The following is an 18999-nucleotide window of genomic DNA, read 5'->3' as shown; positions in this document are numbered from 1 at the left end:
ATCATTGCTGTGATGTATGATATTGGTATTTTATGGGGGGATTATTAGGGCGTTCTATTGAGAGCCCTTATTGAATACCACTTGTTTTGAAAATCTCAAAATTATAGAGTTGTTGGTGATGCAAATTGTGTAATGCAAAAGAAAACAGTCAGAAAAGGACGAAAGATACCTTCAAACCGTAAAGTTTTAAACATTGTCGCGAAACACACTGTTTTATAACAGTTTATAATAACTTATAATAGTCTATGATAATGCGAAAATTTTACGATGAAATCTGGACGCAGAAAACCCCTTGCCGCATCCATCATTAAATACGATTTTTCATATTCTGTCAACCGCAAAACGATTATTTTTCCTCCTTTATCGCGGGAAAAATCTACAGAAAAAAGCTCATTCATTAGCTATGCAGCAAAATATCTTGTTTTAATGGAAAAGTTTTTGATGTGGCAAAAAACATTTTCTCCTTTGAGAAAGGAGGGGAAAGGTGAAGGGAGAATTGTGGTTTTGAAATCCGTGGTATTTTATTGATGAAATTGGGAAGGCGGTGGTTGGAAGGTGTTGCGGGGCAAAGCTTTAGGTGTTGGCGATTTGTGGGGGTGATTGGGGTTGTGCTGGCTGTCGTATTAGTGGTGGTGTGATGGGTGTGGAGGGTTATCGGTGCAGTTGTTGATGAGGGAGAAGATTGTTAGTAGGGGCTTTTTCTTTCGTTTAAGGGATGATGCTTTTAATTGTGTCAAAAATCAACGGGTTGTTTTAATGATAAGCTATTGATTTATAGTGGATATTTTATCATTATTTATCTTGAATGAGAAAACCAGATTATGCTGAAATAAAAGCCATAGTTTTTGTCCGTCATAAGATCAGAAGAGCCATATAGAATTGTACAAGAAAAGACGTAAAATGACGATAATGAATTGTCTGAAGAGCTAAGGATGTTGCGATATTGGGTGAAGTGTATGATGAGGGTGGTTTGTTACAATGGGGGTAGAGAGAAGAATGTTGCTGTTTTTTAAAGAGGGGGCAATATTTATCCTGTCCATGCCGTGAAATATTGTCCTTTGAGGCATGGATTAAGTGAGGCACTGGTAGGTATAAGGTTAAGTCTCTTTGACAGTTGAAGTATTTTTTTAAAGGGCGTGGTGGATATTTTTAAGCTTGTTTGTTGTGCGCTTTAAGCTTGTCAATCCCATGAAATTCTATGAAAGGGCATGCTCAGAGGTTCTCAAGTGTCATTTGCCAAAGGGGGACTTTATAAAGGCGCTGGTTATAAAGAGGCATGTTATAAAAGAAGGGGGAGAATCTTTATCCTGTGAGGGGGAGGAAATGATGGGTGTTTTAGCCAAGGCTCTTTTGGGTAGAACTGTCAAAATGTTTATAAAGGGCATCAAGAATAATACGCAACGAACCAACAAGATTAGGCAGCGGTTGATCTTCTATAACAAGATAGTGTAATGCCGCATGAAAGTTGTGTTGACGATGTAGATATTGTGCTTCTTTAATCGCTTCTTGCATAGCTTCATAGTGTTCCGTTGCTCTTTGGACCCATTGCTTTTTTGCTTTCTCATCTGATGCGCTGTGCGTAAAACCATCATAATAACCGTTTGGTAAACCTTTTGCACATAAATAGTCGTTTCTAATTTGCAAGTATTGTTGCGCCGTGTCATATTGCTCTTTACTGATGCCTGATGAAGCTTCTTTATAGCCAAGCAAACAAAGACGCCCAATATAGGTTCCGACAAGCGGATTTTTCGCTTCTTCGAAGCTTAAACCAAAGTGTTTTGCACGCATTTCAATCGCAGATTGAAGCGCAGATTCGCTGGAATTTTGGGCACGTGAAATACAGCTATTGGGCTCTTGCTTTCCTGTTATTTTCGATCTACCGCGTTTTTTACGTATTTTCATGAACTTAACCATTTGAATGAAAAAGAAACTGTCTGTTGATGGGGGACAGTGATGTAAAAAGCACTTGGCGCAAATATTGGGGGGAGCAAATACTTAAGAGGGGGAAAATACTTAAAAGGAGGAAAATACTTAAAAGGAGGAAAATACTTAAAAGGGGGAAAATACTGGGGGGGAGTGAGCAAATACCGGGAAATATCAGCCGTTGCAGATCAAAAAACAAACGATACTAAAGGCGTTTTAAATGCAAAGAAAAGCAACGGTGTGGGGCGAAAAAATCATCTTTAAGGTGGTTTCTTACCTTTTTTATCTTATCCCTATCAGTCTTATCTTCCGCCCCTGTCATGCTTATTTTTTTATTGCTAGCGGATTATTTGCTTTCTAAATATTTCTTAACTGTTCTTGAGAGATTGAAGGAAAATTTTTGTCAAATGTGAATGAAAAAATAACAATGGATTTCAAGGGCATGTCATCGTCTTTCTAATAGGAAGTTTTTTCTAATGGGATTATTTGTCTCTTTTTTCACGAGCGCTTTGTGGAAATTTTTCAATTCCACTTTTGAAAGGTCATTGTTTTCTTAAGTTGGAAGCTTTTTATTTGGGTTCTCTTATTTTTTTGTTGTTGGGCGCTTTCCCAAGATATTTGATATACATCACGCTGTTAAGCATACTTTTATCCTTTATAGGAGATATATTGTCTTCTGTTGAGTGGCAGAGAGCGGCAAAAAGCAAACCTCCGCATTCTATTATAATAACATAAGATGCCCTATATTTTCAAATAAAATATCGTTTATCGGCTTAAAATAAACTGTGAATGATCTCGCTATTTTGTTTGGTGTATCCTTTGTAAGTATCCTTTATAGAGTATAAGTTTTCCGTTTTAATGGATCTCATCATAAGACGAGGGGATGTCGTTTAAAGGACGGAATGCATTATCGAAAGAGGCTGTTTTTATAAGAAGAAAATGCCTTTATAAAAAGATGCTTTTATAAGAGATGCCTTGATGAATGTAGGGGCTATACAAATGTAGGGGCTGTGAGATATTTCATCTTTAATGAAGAATTTTTAAAATGAAGCCTTTTTGATTAAGAAGCTTTCAAATGAGGATTAAGGTTGTTTGTCGCACGTTTTTTATACTGGATAATCGATTGCTTGTTTGACTTTGTTTTGTGTTGTGTTGCTTTTTAAAGAGCCATGTCTTAGGGCTCTCTTTTGCCCATTTTGCAAGGGTGCTCATGAAGGGTATAACGATAAAGTCCCCAATGAAATCCATATAAAGTTTGAATAATATAAAATCTATTGCACACTTCCATTTTTACGCTTGTGAAGAAGAAAGTCTATAGCATCACACATTTTGCCAGCTCTCATTGTTGCGGACAGCTCTTGGCATTTGAGGCGCTTCCTTAGAGGCATTTATCATCCTTTCTTAATGTTTTACTCTATATGGCTCTTTCTGCTTGTAACGCACAAGAGACATGGTTTGGGTTGATTTAATATGGAATAGGTTTGGAATAAGACAATCCTACGGTATTTAGGGTTCTCATTTAATATGAAAAACAATAAATTGTTATAAATCAGCGTATTGTTTGTAAACTTTACACATCAGATATTTCTTAGATTGAATATTTTTGCTTGTTGAGTTTTGTGAAACATTGTCTTTTGAAGTGTGGGTAATAGATAAGAGGATACAATGGCATTTGTGCTTGTAAGGTTTAGGGATTGTATGTTGTCACGTATGAGGAATTTAAAAATAGACTTAAAGGGGCTTATAGCGTGTGTTTCATGGTGAAAAGAGTGCTAGATAAACCGGTTTTGCTGGTTGCATGTTCTCAAAGAGTGAGTGGGCATGTTAGAAGTGAGAAAATATCCGTATGATCGAAGATAAATCACAACACCAATCTGCCCATAAGGGAAATACGGCTTTTGCGTCACAGCCCGTGTTGAATCAGTGTGCGGTTTTCAAAAAATGGACGGCTCTCTCAAGAAAAGATTACGTCATCATTTTGTGTTTGGCTATCCTCTTGTTGGTGCTTTTTGCCGCGACTGTCTATATGAATCCTTTGGAGTTTTTTCACGTTATATCCAAAGAACAGTTTCAAGCACTGGGACAAATGGAACAAGGAGATCTTCGAAAAATGATTATGGAGATCTTGAAACAGCCTTTTGAAAATAATCCTGCAATCGTGTTTTTGCGTGACGCGGGATGGAATAGTGTTTGGGCTTTTTTATGTCTCTTGCCGCAAATGATTTTTGGTGTTCTTGTGGTGTTCTTTCCACTCTTTTTTGTCTTTAACGCTATCTCTAAACGGGAGGTGAAGGAAATGATGAAGCTGTGGGATACATTGCCAGAGCAGCAACAGCTAGACAACCAATCTCTCAACAAAACACAATAGGGAAACAAGTGGCTGCTTCTTTTATAAGTACTTTTGTAATTTTGACTACAGTATGGTGGAGTACTGTCATGTTTCTCGGGGAGATCATGATACTTTTTTCTACTCTGATGACAATCTTGGTACTTTATTATTCTTTGATAAAACGGACAATATTGTTGTGTGGGATGCGGCGGAAATTAAAAAAGGGTGCATTACAGAATTTGGGGCATAATCAGAAAGTCAGCATAGGACAAAATACAGTTTTTGCAACAGAGCTCAGCTCCCTTTCTTTTAAAGAATCTTTGGAACTTTCAAGAAAAGATTATTGTATCATCTTTTTTCTAGCTTTCATTGTGATTGTGGTTTTCGCAGTTTTGCTCGCTTTTTTTGCTTTTTTTCCAAAATCTGTGATTTTTTTACACAATTATATGCCTCTATTGTTTAAGGTTGGCGTTTTTGGCATGCAGCTGCTGTTTTGGTTTTGTGCGTGTATTGTTGTCGCTTTACCTGTCATTTTAATCTTCCATAGTCTCCTTCATTATGGCGTGAAAAAAACAATAAAGAAATTAGAAATGGTTGCTTGAGAAGAGAATAAAAATGATGATTTCACATCAATGCGATAGGGGAAACACGTGACTATTGTTATAAAATTTTTGGCTTTTTTAGGGTTCACCATCATTGCCATTGTAATGTTTATGGTTATGATCCGGCTTCCTTACCGGTTGATCAAACATATCAGGTTATCTTTTAAACTCTCTCAAGACTTGAAAAAGAGTACAACGCAAAAAAAGCAAGCCATACAACAATTGTGCAATGATCTGGGAGAAATGAAAAGACACAATCTCGCCCATAAGACCCTTGATGCGACAATGCGCTTTCTTAACTTCAAAGAATTTCTGCCTCTTTCTTCAAAAGAATGTAAAATAATCTTTTTTATCTTTATCCTCTTTACTGTTTTGCAATCTGCTTTCTTTGTCGCAAATTTGGTATGGTGGAAGAGCGATATGGTCGGCGTTATCATGCAGCTGTTGAGCATTCTATGGTTTGGGCTTCTTCTCTTTTTTCCGATCATTGGGATCATGTGTATAAAATTAACGAGAAAATTGAACAAAAAACTTCAACAATTGAAAGAAGCAATACAACAACGCGATCAGGCAATTCGTATGAAGAATGGGCGTGGAGGATAAAATGACCAGTAGTCTTATAACATTAATGGCCTTTTCTTTCCTGTTCTTTATGGTCTTAAATGTTTTATTGTGGGTGCCAATCGTTGTCATTTATTACCTGTTTATCAAGCGTGCGCGGCTTTATTGTCGCGTGAAAAAGGAACTGAAATGCGTGCTGAATGAACGCGATATCGCCTTAAAACAGATCTCTCAAAAATAAAAAGCAGCTTTCTCTTGTTTGGCAAGACTATAAAAAAATATGCTATCTTTCTACGGTCATAGTGACAGCTCCAACGGTTATAACTGTTGTCGTTAAGATATGGAGAGGGCAGGACTTTGTTTCTCTTGTCGTATTCGAGCCACTGGCATGGCTGCTTGCCTGTACTTTTTTATTCTTACCGATTGTTTTTATTATGCGTTTTATCGTGACCCGTCAGTTGAACAAAATGATACGGCAATTAGAAGAAGAGGTTGAGCAGAAAAAAGCACCCGTCATATTATACGATGTGAGTGAGGGGAAAATGAGCGAGGGGAAAAAGTGAAGAGAGGCTTTCGTTGAGCCTTGCTTTTGACTTGTTCATTAAGGAGCATGGGGGACACTTCTCGTTTTATGCTTTTTTTATATTTGTGTCGTGTTTTTTTAAAGAATTGAGGCTCTTACTTGAGTAGGATTCTTGCTTGAGTGCTGAGGGGAAAGTGAAGAGAGGCCGCTCTTGGACTTTACTTGCTGTTTCTGTTCTCTTAAAGAGAGAAAATCTTGTAACTTATTTTCTTTTTATCAAGCATAAAAATGTGTTTTACCAAGCGATATTGAGAGCGAAAAATCTATACTTAAAGCAAAAGATATTCTGGTGTTTGGGGAAGAAGAGCCCATTTTCTTGCAGGTGGAGAGGTAAGACGCATAGAGAAGATGAGCCAAAAGCACACGTTTTGCTCCATAGAAAGTGTAACAGTGCTTTTAAAGAGCCTGGGGTAGAGGGGGAAATTGAAAGAAAAGAGGGACATCTATTTATTTACGAGACCGTGAAGGACAGTTTCTCTCTCTGGATGAAAAAGGTTTTGTGCAATTTGGTTATGGAATTGTGAGAGACGCTGGTATCCATGCGGCGGCTTGCCAAATGATTAATCCTTATCATTTTAGGGCTTTATCATTTTGGGGGGGCCAGATTGACAACGAGGCATTGAGGCAAAGGGGTGGATTTTAAGGCAAAGGGATTGAAATTTTTTGAGGAAGAGGTAAGCGTAAGGCATTTATGCTGTGTACTTGAGGAAGTTTTTGATGAGGCAATGAATGAGGTTGATCTGGGACTGAGGTTGATCTTGGCCGCGTGTTTGGGCTTTCAATATGGGGGCACCACCTTGGAAAAAGGGGTGTTTGGGCTTGTAAGTGCCTCACGTATAGTGCTTTATGTATAAGCGCGTATAGGGCAAATGAATAAAATACGTAGAGGGGATTTATAGTGCTTGCATTACTCTGAGAAGGGTGCTAAGCGAATTTACCGCGCTGGTGGCGTGCTATCAAATATTGAAGAGTGGGAATTTTAGAAGTGGGGGAGTATCCGTATGATCGAAGATAAATCACAACACCAATCTGCCCATAAGGGAGATAAGGCTTTTGTATCGCAGCCAGTGTTGGATCAATCGGCAACTTTCAAAAAATGGATGGCTCTCTCAACAGGCGATTATATCATCATTTGTTGTTTGGCTATCCTCTTGTTGGTGCTTTTTTCCGCGTCTGCCTATATGGATCCTTTGGAATTTTTTCACATTATATCCAAGGAACAGCTCCAAGCACTGGGAAAAATGAAACAAGAAGATCTTCAAGAAATGAGTCAGATTTTTATACAGATTCCTGCGATCGAATTTCTTCGTAACTTAGGGTGGAATGGTGTTTGGGCTTTTTTATGTCTCTTGCCGCAAATAATTTTTGGCTTTCTTTTTGGGTTGTTTCCGCTCTTTTCTATTTTTAACGCCATATTTAAACGGGATGCGAAGGAAATGATGCTACAATGGGAAAACTTACCAGAGCAGAAACAGCTAAACAACCAATCTCTCAACAAAATATGATAGGGGGGAAAAGTGATCACTTCTATAATGCCTCTTTTAATAACTACATTATTGATCTCCTTAGGGATAGTTATCGTTATTTATTCTGCGTGGAGCATGATACTCTTTTCTACCGTGAAGATCATCTTGTCCATTTATTATTCTTTGATAAAACGGGCAGTACTGTTATGTAAGATGCGAAGGAAATTAAAAAAGGGTGCAGCGCAGAATTTGAGGCATTATCAGGCAGGAGGGAGAGGACAGAATACAGTTCTTGCAACACAGTTGCGTGCCTTTTCTTTTCAAGAATCTTTGCTTCTCTCAAAAAAAGATTATAAAATAATCTCTTGGATGGCTTTCATTGCAGTTGCGCTTTTTATACATGCTGTGCTTTTTTCGTCTTTTACTATACGATATGCGATTGTTTCACACAATAATCCGTTGTTTTTTTTGTTATTGATTGAAGCGCTGCCGTTTTTGTTTATTTTGGTATGTAGTGCCATCACTTTGCCTGTTATTTTAATTCTCCATAGTCTCCTTCATTATGGCGTGAAAAAAACAGCAAAGAGATTAGAAACATTTGTTTGAGAAGAGAATGAAAATGATAATTTCACATCAATGTGATAGGGGAAAAAAGTGAGCATTATAATACTACAACATTTGGCTTTTTTAGGGGGCATCATTATTGCCATTTTAATGTTTATGGTTATGATCAGGCTTCCTTACCTGTTGATCAAGCATATGAGGTTATCTTTTAAATTCGCTCAAGACTTGAAAAAGAGTACGACGCAACAAAAACACGCCATACAACAATTGCGCAACGATCTGGGAGAAATGAAGAGACACAATCTCGCGCATAAGACCCTTGATGCGAAAATACGCTTTCTTAACTTTAAAGAATCTCTGCCTCTTTATTCAAAAGAATGTAAAATAATTCTTTTTATTTTTATCCTCTTTACCGTTTTGCAATTTGCTTTCTCTATCGTACATTTGGTATGGTGGAAGGATAGTATGGTCAGTTTTATAATACCGCGGTTTTCAATAGGTCGCATTATTTATGGCCTTCTATGGTTAGGGGTTCTTCTCTTTTCTCCGATCATTGGGATCATGTGTATAAAATTAACGAGAAAATTGAACAAAATACTTCCACAATTGGAAGAAGCGATACAACAACGCGATCAGGCAATGCGTATGCAGAATGTGGAAGGGGGACAAAATGACGAGTAGTCTTATAACATTAATAGCCATTTCTTTCCTGTGTTTTACGCTCTTAAATGTTTTAATATGGGCGCCAATCGTTGTCATTTATTACCTGTTTATCAAGCGTGCGAGGCTTTATTGTCGCGTGAAAAAGGAACTGAAATGCGTGTTGAATGAACGCGATATTGCCTTAAAACAGATCTCCCAAAAATAAAAAAGCAGCAGAATGTTTGATAAAAAACAGCTTTCTCTTGTTTGGCAAGACTATAAAAAAATATTCTATCTTTCTACGGTCATGGCGACTGCTCCAATAGTTATAACTGTTGTCGTTAAAATATGGAGAGGGCAGGACTTTGTTTCTCTTGTCGTATTCGAGCCACTGGCATGGATGCTTGCCTGTGTTTTTTTATTCTTACCGATTGTTTTTATTATGCGTTTTATCGTGACCCGTCAGTTGAACAAAATGATACGGCAATTAGAAGAAGAGGTTGAGCAGAAAGGAGCTCCCGTCATATTATACGATGTGAGCGAGGGGAAAGTGAGCGAGGGAAAGTGAGCGAGAGAAAGTGAGCGAGGGGAAAGTGAGCGAGGGGAAAGTGAGCGAGGGGAAAATGAGCGAGGGAAAGTGAGCGAGGGGAAAGTGAGCGAGGGGAAAATGAGCGAGGGGAAAGTGAGAGAGGGAAAGTGAGCGAGAGGAAAGTGAGCAAGGGGAAAGTGAGCGAGGGAAAGTGAGCGAGGGAAAGTGAGCGAGGGAAAGTGAGCGAGAGAAAAATGAGCGAAGAGAGGCTTTCGTTGAGCCTTGCTTTTGACTTGTTCATTAAGGAGCATGGGGTGCACTTCTCGTTTTATGTTTTTTTATATTTGTGTCGTGTTTTGAGAAAAATTGAGGCTCTTGCTTGAGTTGGTGCTCTTGCTTGAGTGCTGAGAGGAAAGTGAAGAGGGCTTTTATTGAGCCTTGCCTTTGACTTGTTCATTAAGGAGCATGGGGGACACTTCTCGTTTTATGCCTTTTTATATTTGTGTCGTGTTTTGAAAAGAATTGAGGCTCTTGCTTGAGTAGGATTCTTGCTTGAGTGCTGAGGGGATAAGTGAAGAGGGCTGCTCTTGGGTTTCACTTGCTGTTTCTGTTCTCTTAAAGAGAGAAAATCTTGTAACTTATTTTCTTTTTATCAAGCATAAAAATGTGTCTTACCAAGCGATATGGAGAGCGAAAAATCTATATTTAAAGCAAAAGATATTCTGGTGTTTGGGGAAAAAGAACCCATTTTCTTGCAGGTGGAGGCAAGGCGCATAGAGAAGGTGAGCCAAAAGCACACGTTTTGATCAAGAATTTTTGCTCCATAGCAAGTGTAACAGTGCTTTTAAAGAGCCTGGGGTAGAGGGGGAAAATTGAAAGAAAAGAGGGACATTTATTTATTTACGAGACTGTTATTTATTTACGAGACCGCTAAGGACAGTTTCTCATCTCTGGATGAAAAAGGTTTTGTGCAATTTGGTTATGGAATTGTTGGAGACGCTGGTATCCATGCTGCGGCTTGCCAAATGATTAATCCTTATCATTTGGGGGCTTTATCATTTTGGGGGGGGGGCCAGATTGACAACGAGGCATTGAGGCAAAGGGGTGGATTTTAAGGCAAAGGGATTGAAATTTCTTGAGGAAGAGGTAAGCGTAGGGCGTGTCGTGTACTTGAGGAAGTTTTCGATGAGGCAATGAATGAGGTTGATCTGGGACTGAGGTTGATCTTGGCCGCGTGCTTGGCTTTCAATAGAACACCCTTCCTTGGGAAAAGGAAATTGTACTATCTCTCAAGTGGCTTCTTCTTTACTTGCACACCCTTGGGGCTTTGGTATTGAGGGCTGATATTAACATTTGGCAGCTTTCTCATAAAAGCTTTATGGAAGATGAAAGTTTGGGTTTTGAAAAAAAATATCGAAAAAATCAATTTGGGCCGGTTTTGTTGATGATTCAAATCGTCATAAAGACAAAGCAACTTCGTTACGATTTTCTTGCACTCGTTTGCTTCTTCTTTGGAAAGCAGCTTATCTTCCTGAAAATAAAAAGAGCACTTAGAATTTTAGAGTCAGAGACCCAAATTTGTGCAATAGAAGAAGATATTTTATGAAAATTTGATCGAGGAGAAAAGAGAAGCCTTAAGACAATAGGGGGTACACTGTGAGTGATGAAAACATGATGTTTGAAGGTGATGAAAAAAAGGCACCCCTGATATTGTCTTTATAAAAAATGAGGGATACAAGCGCTTGATATTGATGAACCCTCATTCATTGTGAGGACGAAAGCTTCGGTTCATGAAAATGGCTTAAAAATTGAGACAAATGAGGGATAAAAAATGAGGGGCAATGGAAAAAATGCATCATTGGATGAAGAGTTACGGTCTTTTTCGCTGGAAGAAGCGTTTCTGACACGCAAAAATTATAAAGTCATCTTTTGCATTGCTTTCATTGTGTCAGCTTTTATAATGGCATTCTTTATGTTTTTTAAGTGGGATTTGACAGGGTGGTGGAATTATATCCTGTTCATTTTAACATTAATATTGGTTTTTATATCAGCGCTTCTTTTTGTACTCATTCCTGTTGCCTTTGTGGTCGGTATCATCTTTACGCGTTTGTTGAAAAAAAAGATCGATAAGTTGGATCAAGAAATCTGGCAGAGAAGAAAAACGGCTTACCAACAAAACAGCGTGTGAAGGGAGGGCAGAAAATGAATACTGGTCTTTATATATTCTCATGCGTTGTAGGAGAGACCTTCTCTTCGTGCGATGTTTGAAGGTGATGAAAAAATGCACCCTTGATATTGTCTTTATAAAAGATGAGGGATACAAGCGTTTGATATTGATGAACCCTCATTCATTGTGAGGACGAAAGCTTCGGTTCATGAAAATGGCTTAGAAATTGAAACAAATGAGGGATAAAAAATGAGGGGCAATGGAAAAAAATCACCATTGGATAAAGAACCACGGTCTTTTTCGCTGGAAGAAGCGTTTTTGACAAGCAAAAATTATAAAGTCATTTTTTTCATTGCTTTCATTGTGGCAGCTTTAAGAACGGCTCTTCTCTTCTTACTCATGTGGCTTGAGTGGAAGTTGGCGGGGTGGGAAGGGGATGTTATAACAGTTCTCTTTTGCATCGTGCAGGTTATATTAGATTTAATTTTTGTACTCATTCCTGTTGCCTTTGTGGTGCGTATCATTTTTACGCGTTTGTTGAAAAAAAAGATCGAGCAGTTGGATCAAGAAATCTGGCAGCGAAGAAAAACGGCTTACCAACAAAACAGCGTGTGAAGGGAGGGCAGAAAATGAATACTGGTCTTTATATATTCTCATGCGTTGTAGGAGAGACCTTCTATTCGTGCGATGTTTGAAGGTGATGGAAAAAAATGCACCCTTGATATTGTCTTTATAAAAGATGAGGGATACAAGCGCTTGATATTGATGAACTCTCATTCATTGTGAGGACGAAAGCTTCGGTTCATGAAAATGGCTTGAAAATTGAAACAAATGAGGGATAAAAAATGAGGGGCAATGGAAAAAATTCACCATTGGATAAAGAACCACGGACTTTTGCGCTTGAAGAAGCGTTTCTGACACGCAAAAATTATAAAGTCATCTTTTGTATTGCTTTCATTGTGGCAGCTTTAAGAATGGCTCTTCGCTTCGTACCCATGTTGCTTGGGTGGAAGTTGGCGGAGTGGGAAGGGGATGTCGTGGCAGCTCTCTCGTTAATTATGGAGCTTATATCATGGTTTATTTTTTTGTTCATCCCTGTTGCCTTTGTGGTTCGTATCATTTTCACGGTTCTGTTGAAAGAAAAGATCGATATGTTGGAGCAAGCAATCTGGAAGCGGAGAAAAACCGCTTCTCAACAAAACAGCGCATGAAGGGGCGGAGAAAATGATAGATATTAAAATGATGGATATTATTGTTGTACTCTCGTGGGGTGTGGGCTTGACGCTTTTCACGCTGCTTTCTGCTGTGGTCATGATGTTTATTTGGGCATTGTATTACTCTACTTTCAAGCGGGTGAGGCTGTATTGCCAAGTGACAAAAGAATTAAGCCGCGTGCTTGAACAACCTGTCGTTTTTGAGCCGTCTAGTGGAGCAATGCCGATGATTAAGCCGTTATCTGAGGAAAAAGAGTTTTCTCTTTCTGATGAGGAAATCTTAACGATGGAAAGTGCAACGGCGCTTTTAAAGAGTTTGGGGTGGAAGGTGGAAATTGAAGGAAAAGGAGATCATTTGGCCACCTATTATTTACCAGATCGTGAAGTGCAGTTTCTTTATAATGCTGAGAAGGGGTATCCGCGATTTGATTGTGCAATTGCGGTGGTTTCTGGTATCCATGCGGCGGCTTGCCAAACAATAGACCCTTATAATTCTGGAGGTTTGATTGCTCTTGAATTGAGTTTTGATGTGAAGGGGTTGGAAATTTTTGAAGAAAAGGTAAGCGTTGGATGTTTACGTCGTGTACTCGAGAAAGCTTTAGATGAGGCAATGACTGAGGTTGATCTTGGCAAGATGCTTCACTCTCAATATAGAATCCTGCCTTGGGAAAACAAAACTGTGGTCCCTCGGTTGGCTTCTTATTCCTTGCGTTATCTTGCTGCTCTGGCTTTGATGGGCGATGTTGAAACTTTACACTCTTATCACAAAAGCTTTATGGAAGGTGAGAAGCTGGGCTTTGAAACAAGCATCGAAGAGGAGCATCTGGAACGCGCAATGGTGATTGCTCAAGCGGTAGAAAAGACAAAGCAACCCAGTTACGATTTGCTTCAACAGGCGGCAAAGAATTTTTCCATGGAGGTGGAAAGCTATGAATGTTTTAGAGCTACAGATCCCAATTTGTGCAATAGAAGAAGAGATTCTTATGAAAATTTGATCGAGGAAAAAAGACAAGAATTAAGGCAACAGGGATATTTTGTTTATGAAAAGGACGCGATTTGTGAGGTTGATGGAAAAAACTATCGTCCTCATATTCTTTACATAAAGGATGGGGAGTTAGAATATATGGATGTAGAAATTAGGATTGATGAAAAAATTTATTGAGAAAAATAAAGAGTTTAGATAATTTAAAAAGAGCTTAAACCTAAAAATAATGCGTAAAAAGCGCGAAGCGTAAAAGCAGAGGGGAACAATGCAGGAGAAAAAAGCAACATTTGAAGAGTCTTTCTTTTCATTTAGAAAATTTATGGTGTCTTCAGTGGAAATGCGTAAAGGGGTGGGATGGTGTAAAATAATAGGGCACCGCTTTTTTATCATGTTTTGTACATGCCTTATCATGATGGCTTTAGAAGTTCCTGCGGGTGCAAAGTCTCTGGTACAGCCGTTGCAATGGACAAGATGGGAAGGAATTGGTTCTCTTATTTTTCTCTTACCAGTGTTGATATGGTTTTGTCTTCTCACACCCCTTTCTATTTTGTGGGGGATTTGTCGTTTTAAAGAGCGTAAATTGGAAAAAATAAAGAAAAAACTAAAAGAAAAAATAAAGCAGCAAGAGATTAATCAATGAGGTTATACGCATGAGGAGTGAGATCGCGGTTTTTATTTTTTTTCTGCCGATTGGATGTTTTTTTCTAAATGCAGTTACAGTTTTTGCCATTTTTGTGAATATGATTATTGTGGCGCCTTATTATTCTTTAATCAAGCGTTTGAGGCTCTATTACAGAGTGAAAAAACAAAGAGGTTTGATGAAAGAACAGCCGCAGCATTTTTGTTTCTTTGAAAAAAGCGGAAAAGAAAAAGAGAGAGTGCCGCAAAACTTAACACTAGAAACACAGATAAGTTTCTATTCGTTAAAAAAATGGCTCGCTTTTTCACGCAAAGATTATATCCTCCACGCATGCCTTTCTTTCATCATTATGTTTTTCAAAGCTTATGTCTATGTGATTTTCTTTAAAGAGATAGATGAGATCAGATTTGAATATTTTGTCATTCTCTTGCTTTTCTGGATTTTTTTATCGGTATGTATTTTTGCAACGATCCCTGTTGTTGTGATCCTTCGTGAAATTTTAACCCATCGATTGAAAAAGAAGATTCAGCAGTTGGAAGAAGTGACTGAAGCAACCCAATCAATCAATTTATAAAGGGAAGGGGATAAAATGCATTACGAAATAGCGGCATTTTGGACGGTGATTTTGATCATTCTGCTGGGGGGTGTTTTTGATTTTTTCTTAACAATACCCATTGTGGCACTGTATATTTCTTTTATCAAGCGTTTGATCTCGTATTACAAGGTTACCAAACAATTAAACGCAGCGCTGAAAAAGCGCATGTAGTGCTCGTGTCATGGGGGAGGCGTAAGTTTTAGATCATGCCATTTCTTCACGGCTTGGGAGGAGGGCATCGATTGTTTTTCTCATTTTACGCTGATCTCTGGGGGAAAGGACTAATGGCAATGAATAGGCTGATGATAGGTTTGTAATAGGCTGATGATAGGCTGGTGATAGGCTTTAATGGGGCGGTTTATCGGAAGTTTGTTGTTTTCTGTGAATTTGCAAAATCGTAAAAACGTGAAACTGTAAGAGGGTGTGTGGTTGCTCAAGAGCCGTGATGGTTGTGGGGAGGATATGGGGCGGAGCGGGTGCCAATGGAGGCAGAAAGGTTGGATTGTGCAATGCGTCAAAATTGGAATGTGGGAATGGGGGATTGGGGGAATGGAGGGCGATGGGGGAAAAGGGCGGTTGGCAATGAATAGGCTGATGATAGGTTTGTAATAGGCTGGTGATAGGCTTGTATAGGCTTTAATGGGGCGGTTTATCGGCAGTTTTGTTGTTTTCTGTGAATTTGCAAAATCGTAAAAACGTGAAACTGTAATAGGGTGTGTGGTTGCTCAAGAGCCGTGATGGTTGTGGGGAGGATATGGGGAGAAGAGGGTGCCAATGGAGGCATAAAGGTTGGATTGTGCAATGCGTCAAAATTGGAATGGGGAAATGGAGGGCGTTGGGGGAATGGAGGAATGGAGGGCGCGTTGGGGGAATGGGGGAATGGAGGGCGTTGGGGGAAAAGGGCTGTTGGCAATGAATAGGCTGATGATAGGTTTGTAATAGGCTTGTATAGGTTTTAATGGGGCGGTTTATCGGAAGTTTGTTATTTTCTGTGAATTTGCAAAATCGTAAAAACGTGGAACTGTAAAAGGGTGTGTGGTTGCTCAAGAGCCGTGATGGTTGTGGGGAGGATATGGGGAGAAAAGGTGCCAATGGAGGCGTAAAGGTTGGATTGTGCAATGCGTCAAAATTGAAATGGGGGAATGGAGGGCGTTGGGGGAAAAGGGTTGNACCAAACAATTAAACGCAGCGCTGAAAAAGCGCATGTAGTGCTCGTGTCATGGGGGAGGCGTAAGTTTTAGATCATGCCATTGCTTCACGGCTTGGGGAGAGGGCATCGATTGTTTTTCTCATTTTACGCTGATCTCTGGGGGAAAAGGGCTGTTGGCAATGAATAGGCTGATGATAGGTTTGTAATAGGCTGGTGATAGGCTTGTATAGGCTTTAATGGGGCGGTTTATCGGAAGTTTTGTTGTTTTCTGTGAATTTGCAAAATCGTAAAAACGTGAAACTGCAAAAAGGCGTGTGGTTGCTCAAGAGCCGTGAGGGTTGTGGGGAGGATATGGGGAGAAAAGGTGCCAATGGAGGCGTAATGGTTGGATTGTGCAATGCGTCAAAATTGGAATGGGGTAATGGGGAATTGGGGTAATGGAGGGCGTTGGGGGAAAAGGGTTGATGGCAATGAATAGGCTTGTATAGGCTTGTAATAGGCTGATGATAGGCTTTAATGGGGCGGTTTATCGGCAGTTTGCTTGTTTTCTGTAAATTTGCAAAATCGTAAAAACGTGAAACTGTAAAAAGGCGTGTGGTTGCTCAAGAGCCGTGATGGTTGTGGGGAGGATATGGGGTAAAGAGGGTGCCAATGGAGGATGGTTGGATTGTGCAATGCGTCAAAATTGGAATGTGGGAATGGGGGATTGGGGGAATGGAGGGCGTTGGGGGAAAAGGGTTGGTGGCAATGAATAGGCTGAGGATAGGCTTTAATGGGACGGTTTATCGGCAGTGTGCTTGTTTTCTGTAAATATGCAAAATCGTAAAAACGTGGCACTGTAAAAAGGTGTGTGGTTGGTCAAGAGCCGTGAGAGTTGTGGGGAGGATATGGGGAGAAGAGGGAGCCAATGGAGGTGTAAAGGTTGGATTGTCCAATGCGTCAAAATTGAAATGTGGGAATAGAGGGCGTTGGGGGATAAGGGTTGATGGCAATGACTAGGCTGATGATAGGCTGGTGATAGGCTTTAATGGGGCGGTTTATCGGCAGTTTGCTTGTTTTCTGTAAATTTGCAAAATTGTAAAAACGTGAAACTGTAAAACGGTGTGTGGTTGCTCAAGAGCTGTGATGGTTGTGAGAAGGGGATAAGCCCGTGTGAGAAGGGTTAGAAAAACGTTTGGTTTTGGAGCTGTTGATATAGGCATGCTGTTTAGAGGCGTAAGGGAGGGGATTGTTCGTTCTCAAAGCCTATGATGTAAGAGAGTATGGGCTATTCAAGAGGGTGTTCGGGTATGGATAGAGATTGAAGGGGTACTGCTTCTTTGCAAAGCAGAGGTATTGATCATAAGTTTTGTTTATTCATATGTTTTTTTATGGCATCCAGTACCTGTTGGCTTATCTCCTTATGGGTCAGCCATCGTAAACCTTTGGGCGTTGTTGTTTGTCCTAATTGAATGGGGATAAAATCAACCTTGTTTTTGCGCGCGCACTCGAGGATCATTTGATCATGCATGTTGGAACCAAAAATATGAAGAATACATGGCGGTTTAGGCAAAAGAGCCAACTGCTCAATTAATGCGCAAGAAAATGCATAGGCGGGCGAATGAATCCATAATATGCAATATTTTAGATCATGCCATTGCTTCACAGCTTCTAAAAATTGCGCCTTTGATGCCGCACAATCATAATCCAACGACACGCACAACTGTTTGTTGTGCAATGCCTCAAGCTGGACTTTATGGGAAAGAAAGCGTGCAGCAATAATCACTTTTTGCGGCTCTAGTGATTGATACAAAGGGGCAAGCATCCCTGTGCCCCCTACCACTAAATAACGATAGTGCGCATCCTTTTTTTTCATGCCCCCTCCCTTATTGCTTTAAATCCCACCTCTTTGCTTTAAAAATGTGTACATTTCATCAGCAAGTCTTTCACAACGTGTTTGTACCTCTTCACTTGTAACTTTCCAAGTACGACCTTCATCATCTGAGGAAAAATCTTCGTTGGAAGAGGCGATTTGACATTGGAGTGTATAACCATAAAGCGTGTGTACCACCGGCACTAAATGTTCACACGGTTGTGCGCATTTTTTGGCCGTACTCCCATGAGAGATAAGCCCAACAGGTTTATTTAAAAAGGCATTATAGCTCAAATTATCAAGAGCATTTTTTAAAACACCCGAATAAGACCCTTGATAAACGGGGCTTGCTAGAATAACGCCATCAGCCGCTGCAATGGTTTTTACAAACTCACGGACCGCAGCACTTGGATTAGCCTCTACCTGCTGATGATAATCTGGATCTGTCATCGGCAAGGGCTGTTCACGCAAATCAACCCACTGAAGTGATGCACCCCGCTTTATGAGGCAATCCGCTAAATAATTGGCTAAAGTTCTTGTTAAGGAAGGTTGACGCACAGACCCCAAAATAATTGCTATATTCAACAGGATTCTCCTTTATCTTTTCCCCACAAGCCTATAACGCAAGGCTTATAAAGAAGTGTGAGTAAAATGGCGCGTATCAATGCTGTTTATAAAGAGCAATTGTGCTGATATCGCATAGTTATAGAATCAATCCATGCTAACAAGATTGTTGACAAAACAACACCTCAAACTTGCAAGGGAATGTTAGTGCTTTCATTAATATTAAAATGCTTGATCTCAAGAATTGCGGCTGTCTCTCTGTCTTAGAAGCGCTTTGATGAATATATTCTAAGCTATTGGCTTGCAAGATCCCCAATGAAAAATGGAATATATCGTCATATTTTGAATGATCATTGATCCTTTTTAATTGGAATAAGAAAGTTGTAAGATTTTCTCATTTCAAATGCTCTTATTGCGCGATCATTTGCAAATCAATGGAAGTTCCTTTTTTCATGTCTTAAGTGGGCGGAAAACAATAGAGAAAAGAATAAAAATGCTTCTGTCTTTTCAAGGGATAAAGGCTATCGTAGAAGCTAGATAGGGCTGTTTTTTGGGCAGGGGTGGGGTTGTCGTAGGAGCCTTAGGCTAATGGGGTTGTCCGTGTTGAGGAACGAGTTATGGCGTGGCTTGTTG

25 protein-coding genes are annotated in these 18999 nt (G+C 39.7%); 22 read left to right on the top strand and 3 right to left on the bottom strand.

Going from position 1 to position 18999, the window contains the following annotated elements:
• Nucleotides 1-1335: 1335 nt before the first annotated feature.
• Complete coding sequence (locus ACFIMM_RS05810) at nt 1336-1902, bottom strand: hypothetical protein (RefSeq protein ID WP_375668241.1); 567 nt, start codon at nt 1900-1902, stop codon at nt 1336-1338.
• Nucleotides 1903-3769: 1867 nt separating this feature from the next.
• On the opposite strand from ACFIMM_RS05810, the gene ACFIMM_RS05805 reads away from it, so the two are divergent.
• From ACFIMM_RS05805 to ACFIMM_RS05700, 22 genes are all read left to right on the top strand, one after another.
• The gene (locus ACFIMM_RS05805; RefSeq protein ID WP_375682712.1) at nt 3770-4291 is read left to right on the top strand and encodes a hypothetical protein; all 522 of its coding nucleotides are present in this window, start codon (nt 3770-3772) and stop codon (nt 4289-4291) included.
• Between the two features lie 8 nt (nt 4292-4299).
• Nucleotides 4300-4854, top strand: coding sequence for a hypothetical protein (locus tag ACFIMM_RS05800; RefSeq protein ID WP_375611610.1), 555 nt, complete (start codon nt 4300-4302; stop codon nt 4852-4854).
• A 48-nt stretch (nt 4855-4902) separates the two neighbouring features.
• On the top strand, nt 4903-5457 hold the full coding sequence (locus tag ACFIMM_RS05795; RefSeq protein ID WP_375630091.1) for a hypothetical protein: 555 nt from the start codon (nt 4903-4905) through the stop codon (nt 5455-5457).
• 1 nt (nt 5458) lies between these two features.
• On the top strand, nt 5459-5656 hold the full coding sequence (locus ACFIMM_RS05790) for a hypothetical protein (protein ID WP_375647100.1): 198 nt from the start codon (nt 5459-5461) through the stop codon (nt 5654-5656).
• 61 nt (nt 5657-5717) lie between these two features.
• On the top strand, nt 5718-5978 hold the full coding sequence (locus tag ACFIMM_RS05785; protein ID WP_375682710.1) for a hypothetical protein: 261 nt from the start codon (nt 5718-5720) through the stop codon (nt 5976-5978).
• 1021 nt (nt 5979-6999) lie between these two features.
• Entirely contained in the window at nt 7000-7503 is a 504-nt protein-coding gene (locus ACFIMM_RS05780) for a hypothetical protein (protein ID WP_375682709.1), read from the top strand.
• A 174-nt stretch (nt 7504-7677) separates the two neighbouring features.
• Nucleotides 7678-8070, top strand: coding sequence for a hypothetical protein (locus ACFIMM_RS05775; protein WP_375631951.1), 393 nt, complete (start codon nt 7678-7680; stop codon nt 8068-8070).
• Between the two features lie 48 nt (nt 8071-8118).
• A complete protein-coding gene (locus tag ACFIMM_RS05770) occupies nt 8119-8709 on the top strand; it encodes a hypothetical protein (protein ID WP_375682707.1) in 591 nt (196 codons plus the stop codon).
• Entirely contained in the window at nt 8699-8896 is a 198-nt protein-coding gene (locus ACFIMM_RS05765) for a hypothetical protein (RefSeq protein ID WP_375682706.1), read from the top strand. The genes ACFIMM_RS05770 and ACFIMM_RS05765 overlap by 11 nt, the downstream gene beginning before the upstream one ends.
• Nucleotides 8897-8908: 12 nt before the next feature.
• On the top strand, nt 8909-9238 hold the full coding sequence (locus ACFIMM_RS05760) for a hypothetical protein (protein WP_273790893.1): 330 nt from the start codon (nt 8909-8911) through the stop codon (nt 9236-9238).
• A gap of 833 nt (nt 9239-10071) precedes the next feature.
• On the top strand, nt 10072-10314 hold the full coding sequence (locus tag ACFIMM_RS05755) for a hypothetical protein (protein WP_375692665.1): 243 nt from the start codon (nt 10072-10074) through the stop codon (nt 10312-10314).
• Between the two features lie 263 nt (nt 10315-10577).
• Nucleotides 10578-10805: a hypothetical protein gene (locus tag ACFIMM_RS05750; protein WP_375682704.1), complete on the top strand. Its 228-nt coding sequence runs from the start codon at nt 10578-10580 to the stop codon at nt 10803-10805.
• A gap of 225 nt (nt 10806-11030) precedes the next feature.
• Nucleotides 11031-11387, top strand: a complete 357-nt coding sequence (locus ACFIMM_RS05745) for a hypothetical protein (RefSeq protein ID WP_375638447.1) — start codon at nt 11031-11033, stop codon at nt 11385-11387.
• A 228-nt stretch (nt 11388-11615) separates the two neighbouring features.
• Nucleotides 11616-11981, top strand: a complete 366-nt coding sequence (locus tag ACFIMM_RS05740; RefSeq protein ID WP_375682703.1) for a hypothetical protein — start codon at nt 11616-11618, stop codon at nt 11979-11981.
• Nucleotides 11982-12211: 230 nt separating this feature from the next.
• Nucleotides 12212-12577, top strand: coding sequence for a hypothetical protein (locus ACFIMM_RS05735; RefSeq protein WP_375627744.1), 366 nt, complete (start codon nt 12212-12214; stop codon nt 12575-12577).
• 13 nt (nt 12578-12590) lie between these two features.
• Nucleotides 12591-13742, top strand: coding sequence for a DUF6990 domain-containing protein (locus tag ACFIMM_RS05730; protein WP_375682702.1), 1152 nt, complete (start codon nt 12591-12593; stop codon nt 13740-13742).
• 88 nt (nt 13743-13830) lie between these two features.
• Nucleotides 13831-14205, top strand: coding sequence for a hypothetical protein (locus tag ACFIMM_RS05725; protein ID WP_375682701.1), 375 nt, complete (start codon nt 13831-13833; stop codon nt 14203-14205).
• 10 nt (nt 14206-14215) lie between these two features.
• A complete protein-coding gene (locus tag ACFIMM_RS05720; RefSeq protein ID WP_375692664.1) occupies nt 14216-14779 on the top strand; it encodes a hypothetical protein in 564 nt (187 codons plus the stop codon).
• 450 nt (nt 14780-15229) lie between these two features.
• Nucleotides 15230-15409 (top strand): hypothetical protein, encoded by a 180-nt coding sequence (locus ACFIMM_RS05715; RefSeq protein WP_375692663.1) that lies wholly within the window; start codon nt 15230-15232, stop codon nt 15407-15409.
• Nucleotides 15410-15537: 128 nt separating this feature from the next.
• Nucleotides 15538-15720, top strand: a complete 183-nt coding sequence (locus tag ACFIMM_RS05710; RefSeq protein WP_375682699.1) for a hypothetical protein — start codon at nt 15538-15540, stop codon at nt 15718-15720.
• An 844-nt stretch (nt 15721-16564) separates the two neighbouring features.
• Nucleotides 16565-16705 (top strand): hypothetical protein, encoded by a 141-nt coding sequence (locus ACFIMM_RS05705; protein ID WP_375692662.1) that lies wholly within the window; start codon nt 16565-16567, stop codon nt 16703-16705.
• 121 nt (nt 16706-16826) lie between these two features.
• Nucleotides 16827-16949: a hypothetical protein gene (locus ACFIMM_RS05700; protein ID WP_375692661.1), complete on the top strand. Its 123-nt coding sequence runs from the start codon at nt 16827-16829 to the stop codon at nt 16947-16949.
• A 340-nt stretch (nt 16950-17289) separates the two neighbouring features.
• Here the strand turns inward: ACFIMM_RS05700 and ACFIMM_RS05695 are convergent, their stop codons facing one another.
• Nucleotides 17290-17805: a short-chain dehydrogenase gene (locus ACFIMM_RS05695; RefSeq protein ID WP_375682698.1), complete on the bottom strand. Its 516-nt coding sequence runs from the start codon at nt 17803-17805 to the stop codon at nt 17290-17292.
• 18 nt (nt 17806-17823) lie between these two features.
• On the bottom strand, nt 17824-18387 hold the full coding sequence (locus ACFIMM_RS05690; protein WP_273790873.1) for an NADPH-dependent FMN reductase: 564 nt from the start codon (nt 18385-18387) through the stop codon (nt 17824-17826).
• Between the last annotated feature and the right edge of the window lie 612 nt (nt 18388-18999).

This window comes from Bartonella sp. AP258QHHD, assembly GCF_042196145.1.
Lineage (GTDB): Bacteria > Pseudomonadota > Alphaproteobacteria > Rhizobiales > Rhizobiaceae > Bartonella.
The sequence above is the reverse complement of the archived record's forward strand: the minus strand, read 5'-3'. Positions and strand labels throughout refer to the sequence as shown.

Bases quoted from the DNA above. Each gene is read 5' to 3' on its own strand.
- ACFIMM_RS05695 (WP_375682698.1), bottom strand. From the start codon at position 17,805: ATGAAAAAAAAGGATGCGCACTATCGTTATTTAGTGGTAGGGGGCACA.
- ACFIMM_RS05725 (WP_375682701.1), top strand. From the start codon at position 13,831: ATGCAGGAGAAAAAAGCAACATTTGAAGAGTCTTTCTTTTCATTTAGA.
- ACFIMM_RS05735 (WP_375627744.1), top strand. From the start codon at position 12,212: ATGAGGGGCAATGGAAAAAATTCACCATTGGATAAAGAACCACGGACT.
- ACFIMM_RS05745 (WP_375638447.1), top strand. From the start codon at position 11,031: ATGAGGGGCAATGGAAAAAATGCATCATTGGATGAAGAGTTACGGTCT.
- ACFIMM_RS05710 (WP_375682699.1), top strand. From the start codon at position 15,538: ATGGTTGTGGGGAGGATATGGGGAGAAGAGGGTGCCAATGGAGGCATA.
- ACFIMM_RS05765 (WP_375682706.1), top strand. From the start codon at position 8,699: ATGACGAGTAGTCTTATAACATTAATAGCCATTTCTTTCCTGTGTTTT.
- ACFIMM_RS05805 (WP_375682712.1), top strand. From the start codon at position 3,770: ATGATCGAAGATAAATCACAACACCAATCTGCCCATAAGGGAAATACG.
- ACFIMM_RS05705 (WP_375692662.1), top strand. From the start codon at position 16,565: ATGGTTGTGGGGAGGATATGGGGTAAAGAGGGTGCCAATGGAGGATGG.
- ACFIMM_RS05730 (WP_375682702.1), top strand. From the start codon at position 12,591: ATGATAGATATTAAAATGATGGATATTATTGTTGTACTCTCGTGGGGT.
- ACFIMM_RS05780 (WP_375682709.1), top strand. From the start codon at position 7,000: ATGATCGAAGATAAATCACAACACCAATCTGCCCATAAGGGAGATAAG.
- ACFIMM_RS05750 (WP_375682704.1), top strand. From the start codon at position 10,578: ATGGAAGATGAAAGTTTGGGTTTTGAAAAAAAATATCGAAAAAATCAA.
- ACFIMM_RS05720 (WP_375692664.1), top strand. From the start codon at position 14,216: ATGAGGAGTGAGATCGCGGTTTTTATTTTTTTTCTGCCGATTGGATGT.
- ACFIMM_RS05775 (WP_375631951.1), top strand. From the start codon at position 7,678: ATGCGAAGGAAATTAAAAAAGGGTGCAGCGCAGAATTTGAGGCATTAT.
- ACFIMM_RS05790 (WP_375647100.1), top strand. From the start codon at position 5,459: ATGACCAGTAGTCTTATAACATTAATGGCCTTTTCTTTCCTGTTCTTT.
- ACFIMM_RS05810 (WP_375668241.1), bottom strand. From the start codon at position 1,902: ATGAAAATACGTAAAAAACGCGGTAGATCGAAAATAACAGGAAAGCAA.
- ACFIMM_RS05760 (WP_273790893.1), top strand. From the start codon at position 8,909: ATGTTTGATAAAAAACAGCTTTCTCTTGTTTGGCAAGACTATAAAAAA.
- ACFIMM_RS05740 (WP_375682703.1), top strand. From the start codon at position 11,616: ATGAGGGGCAATGGAAAAAAATCACCATTGGATAAAGAACCACGGTCT.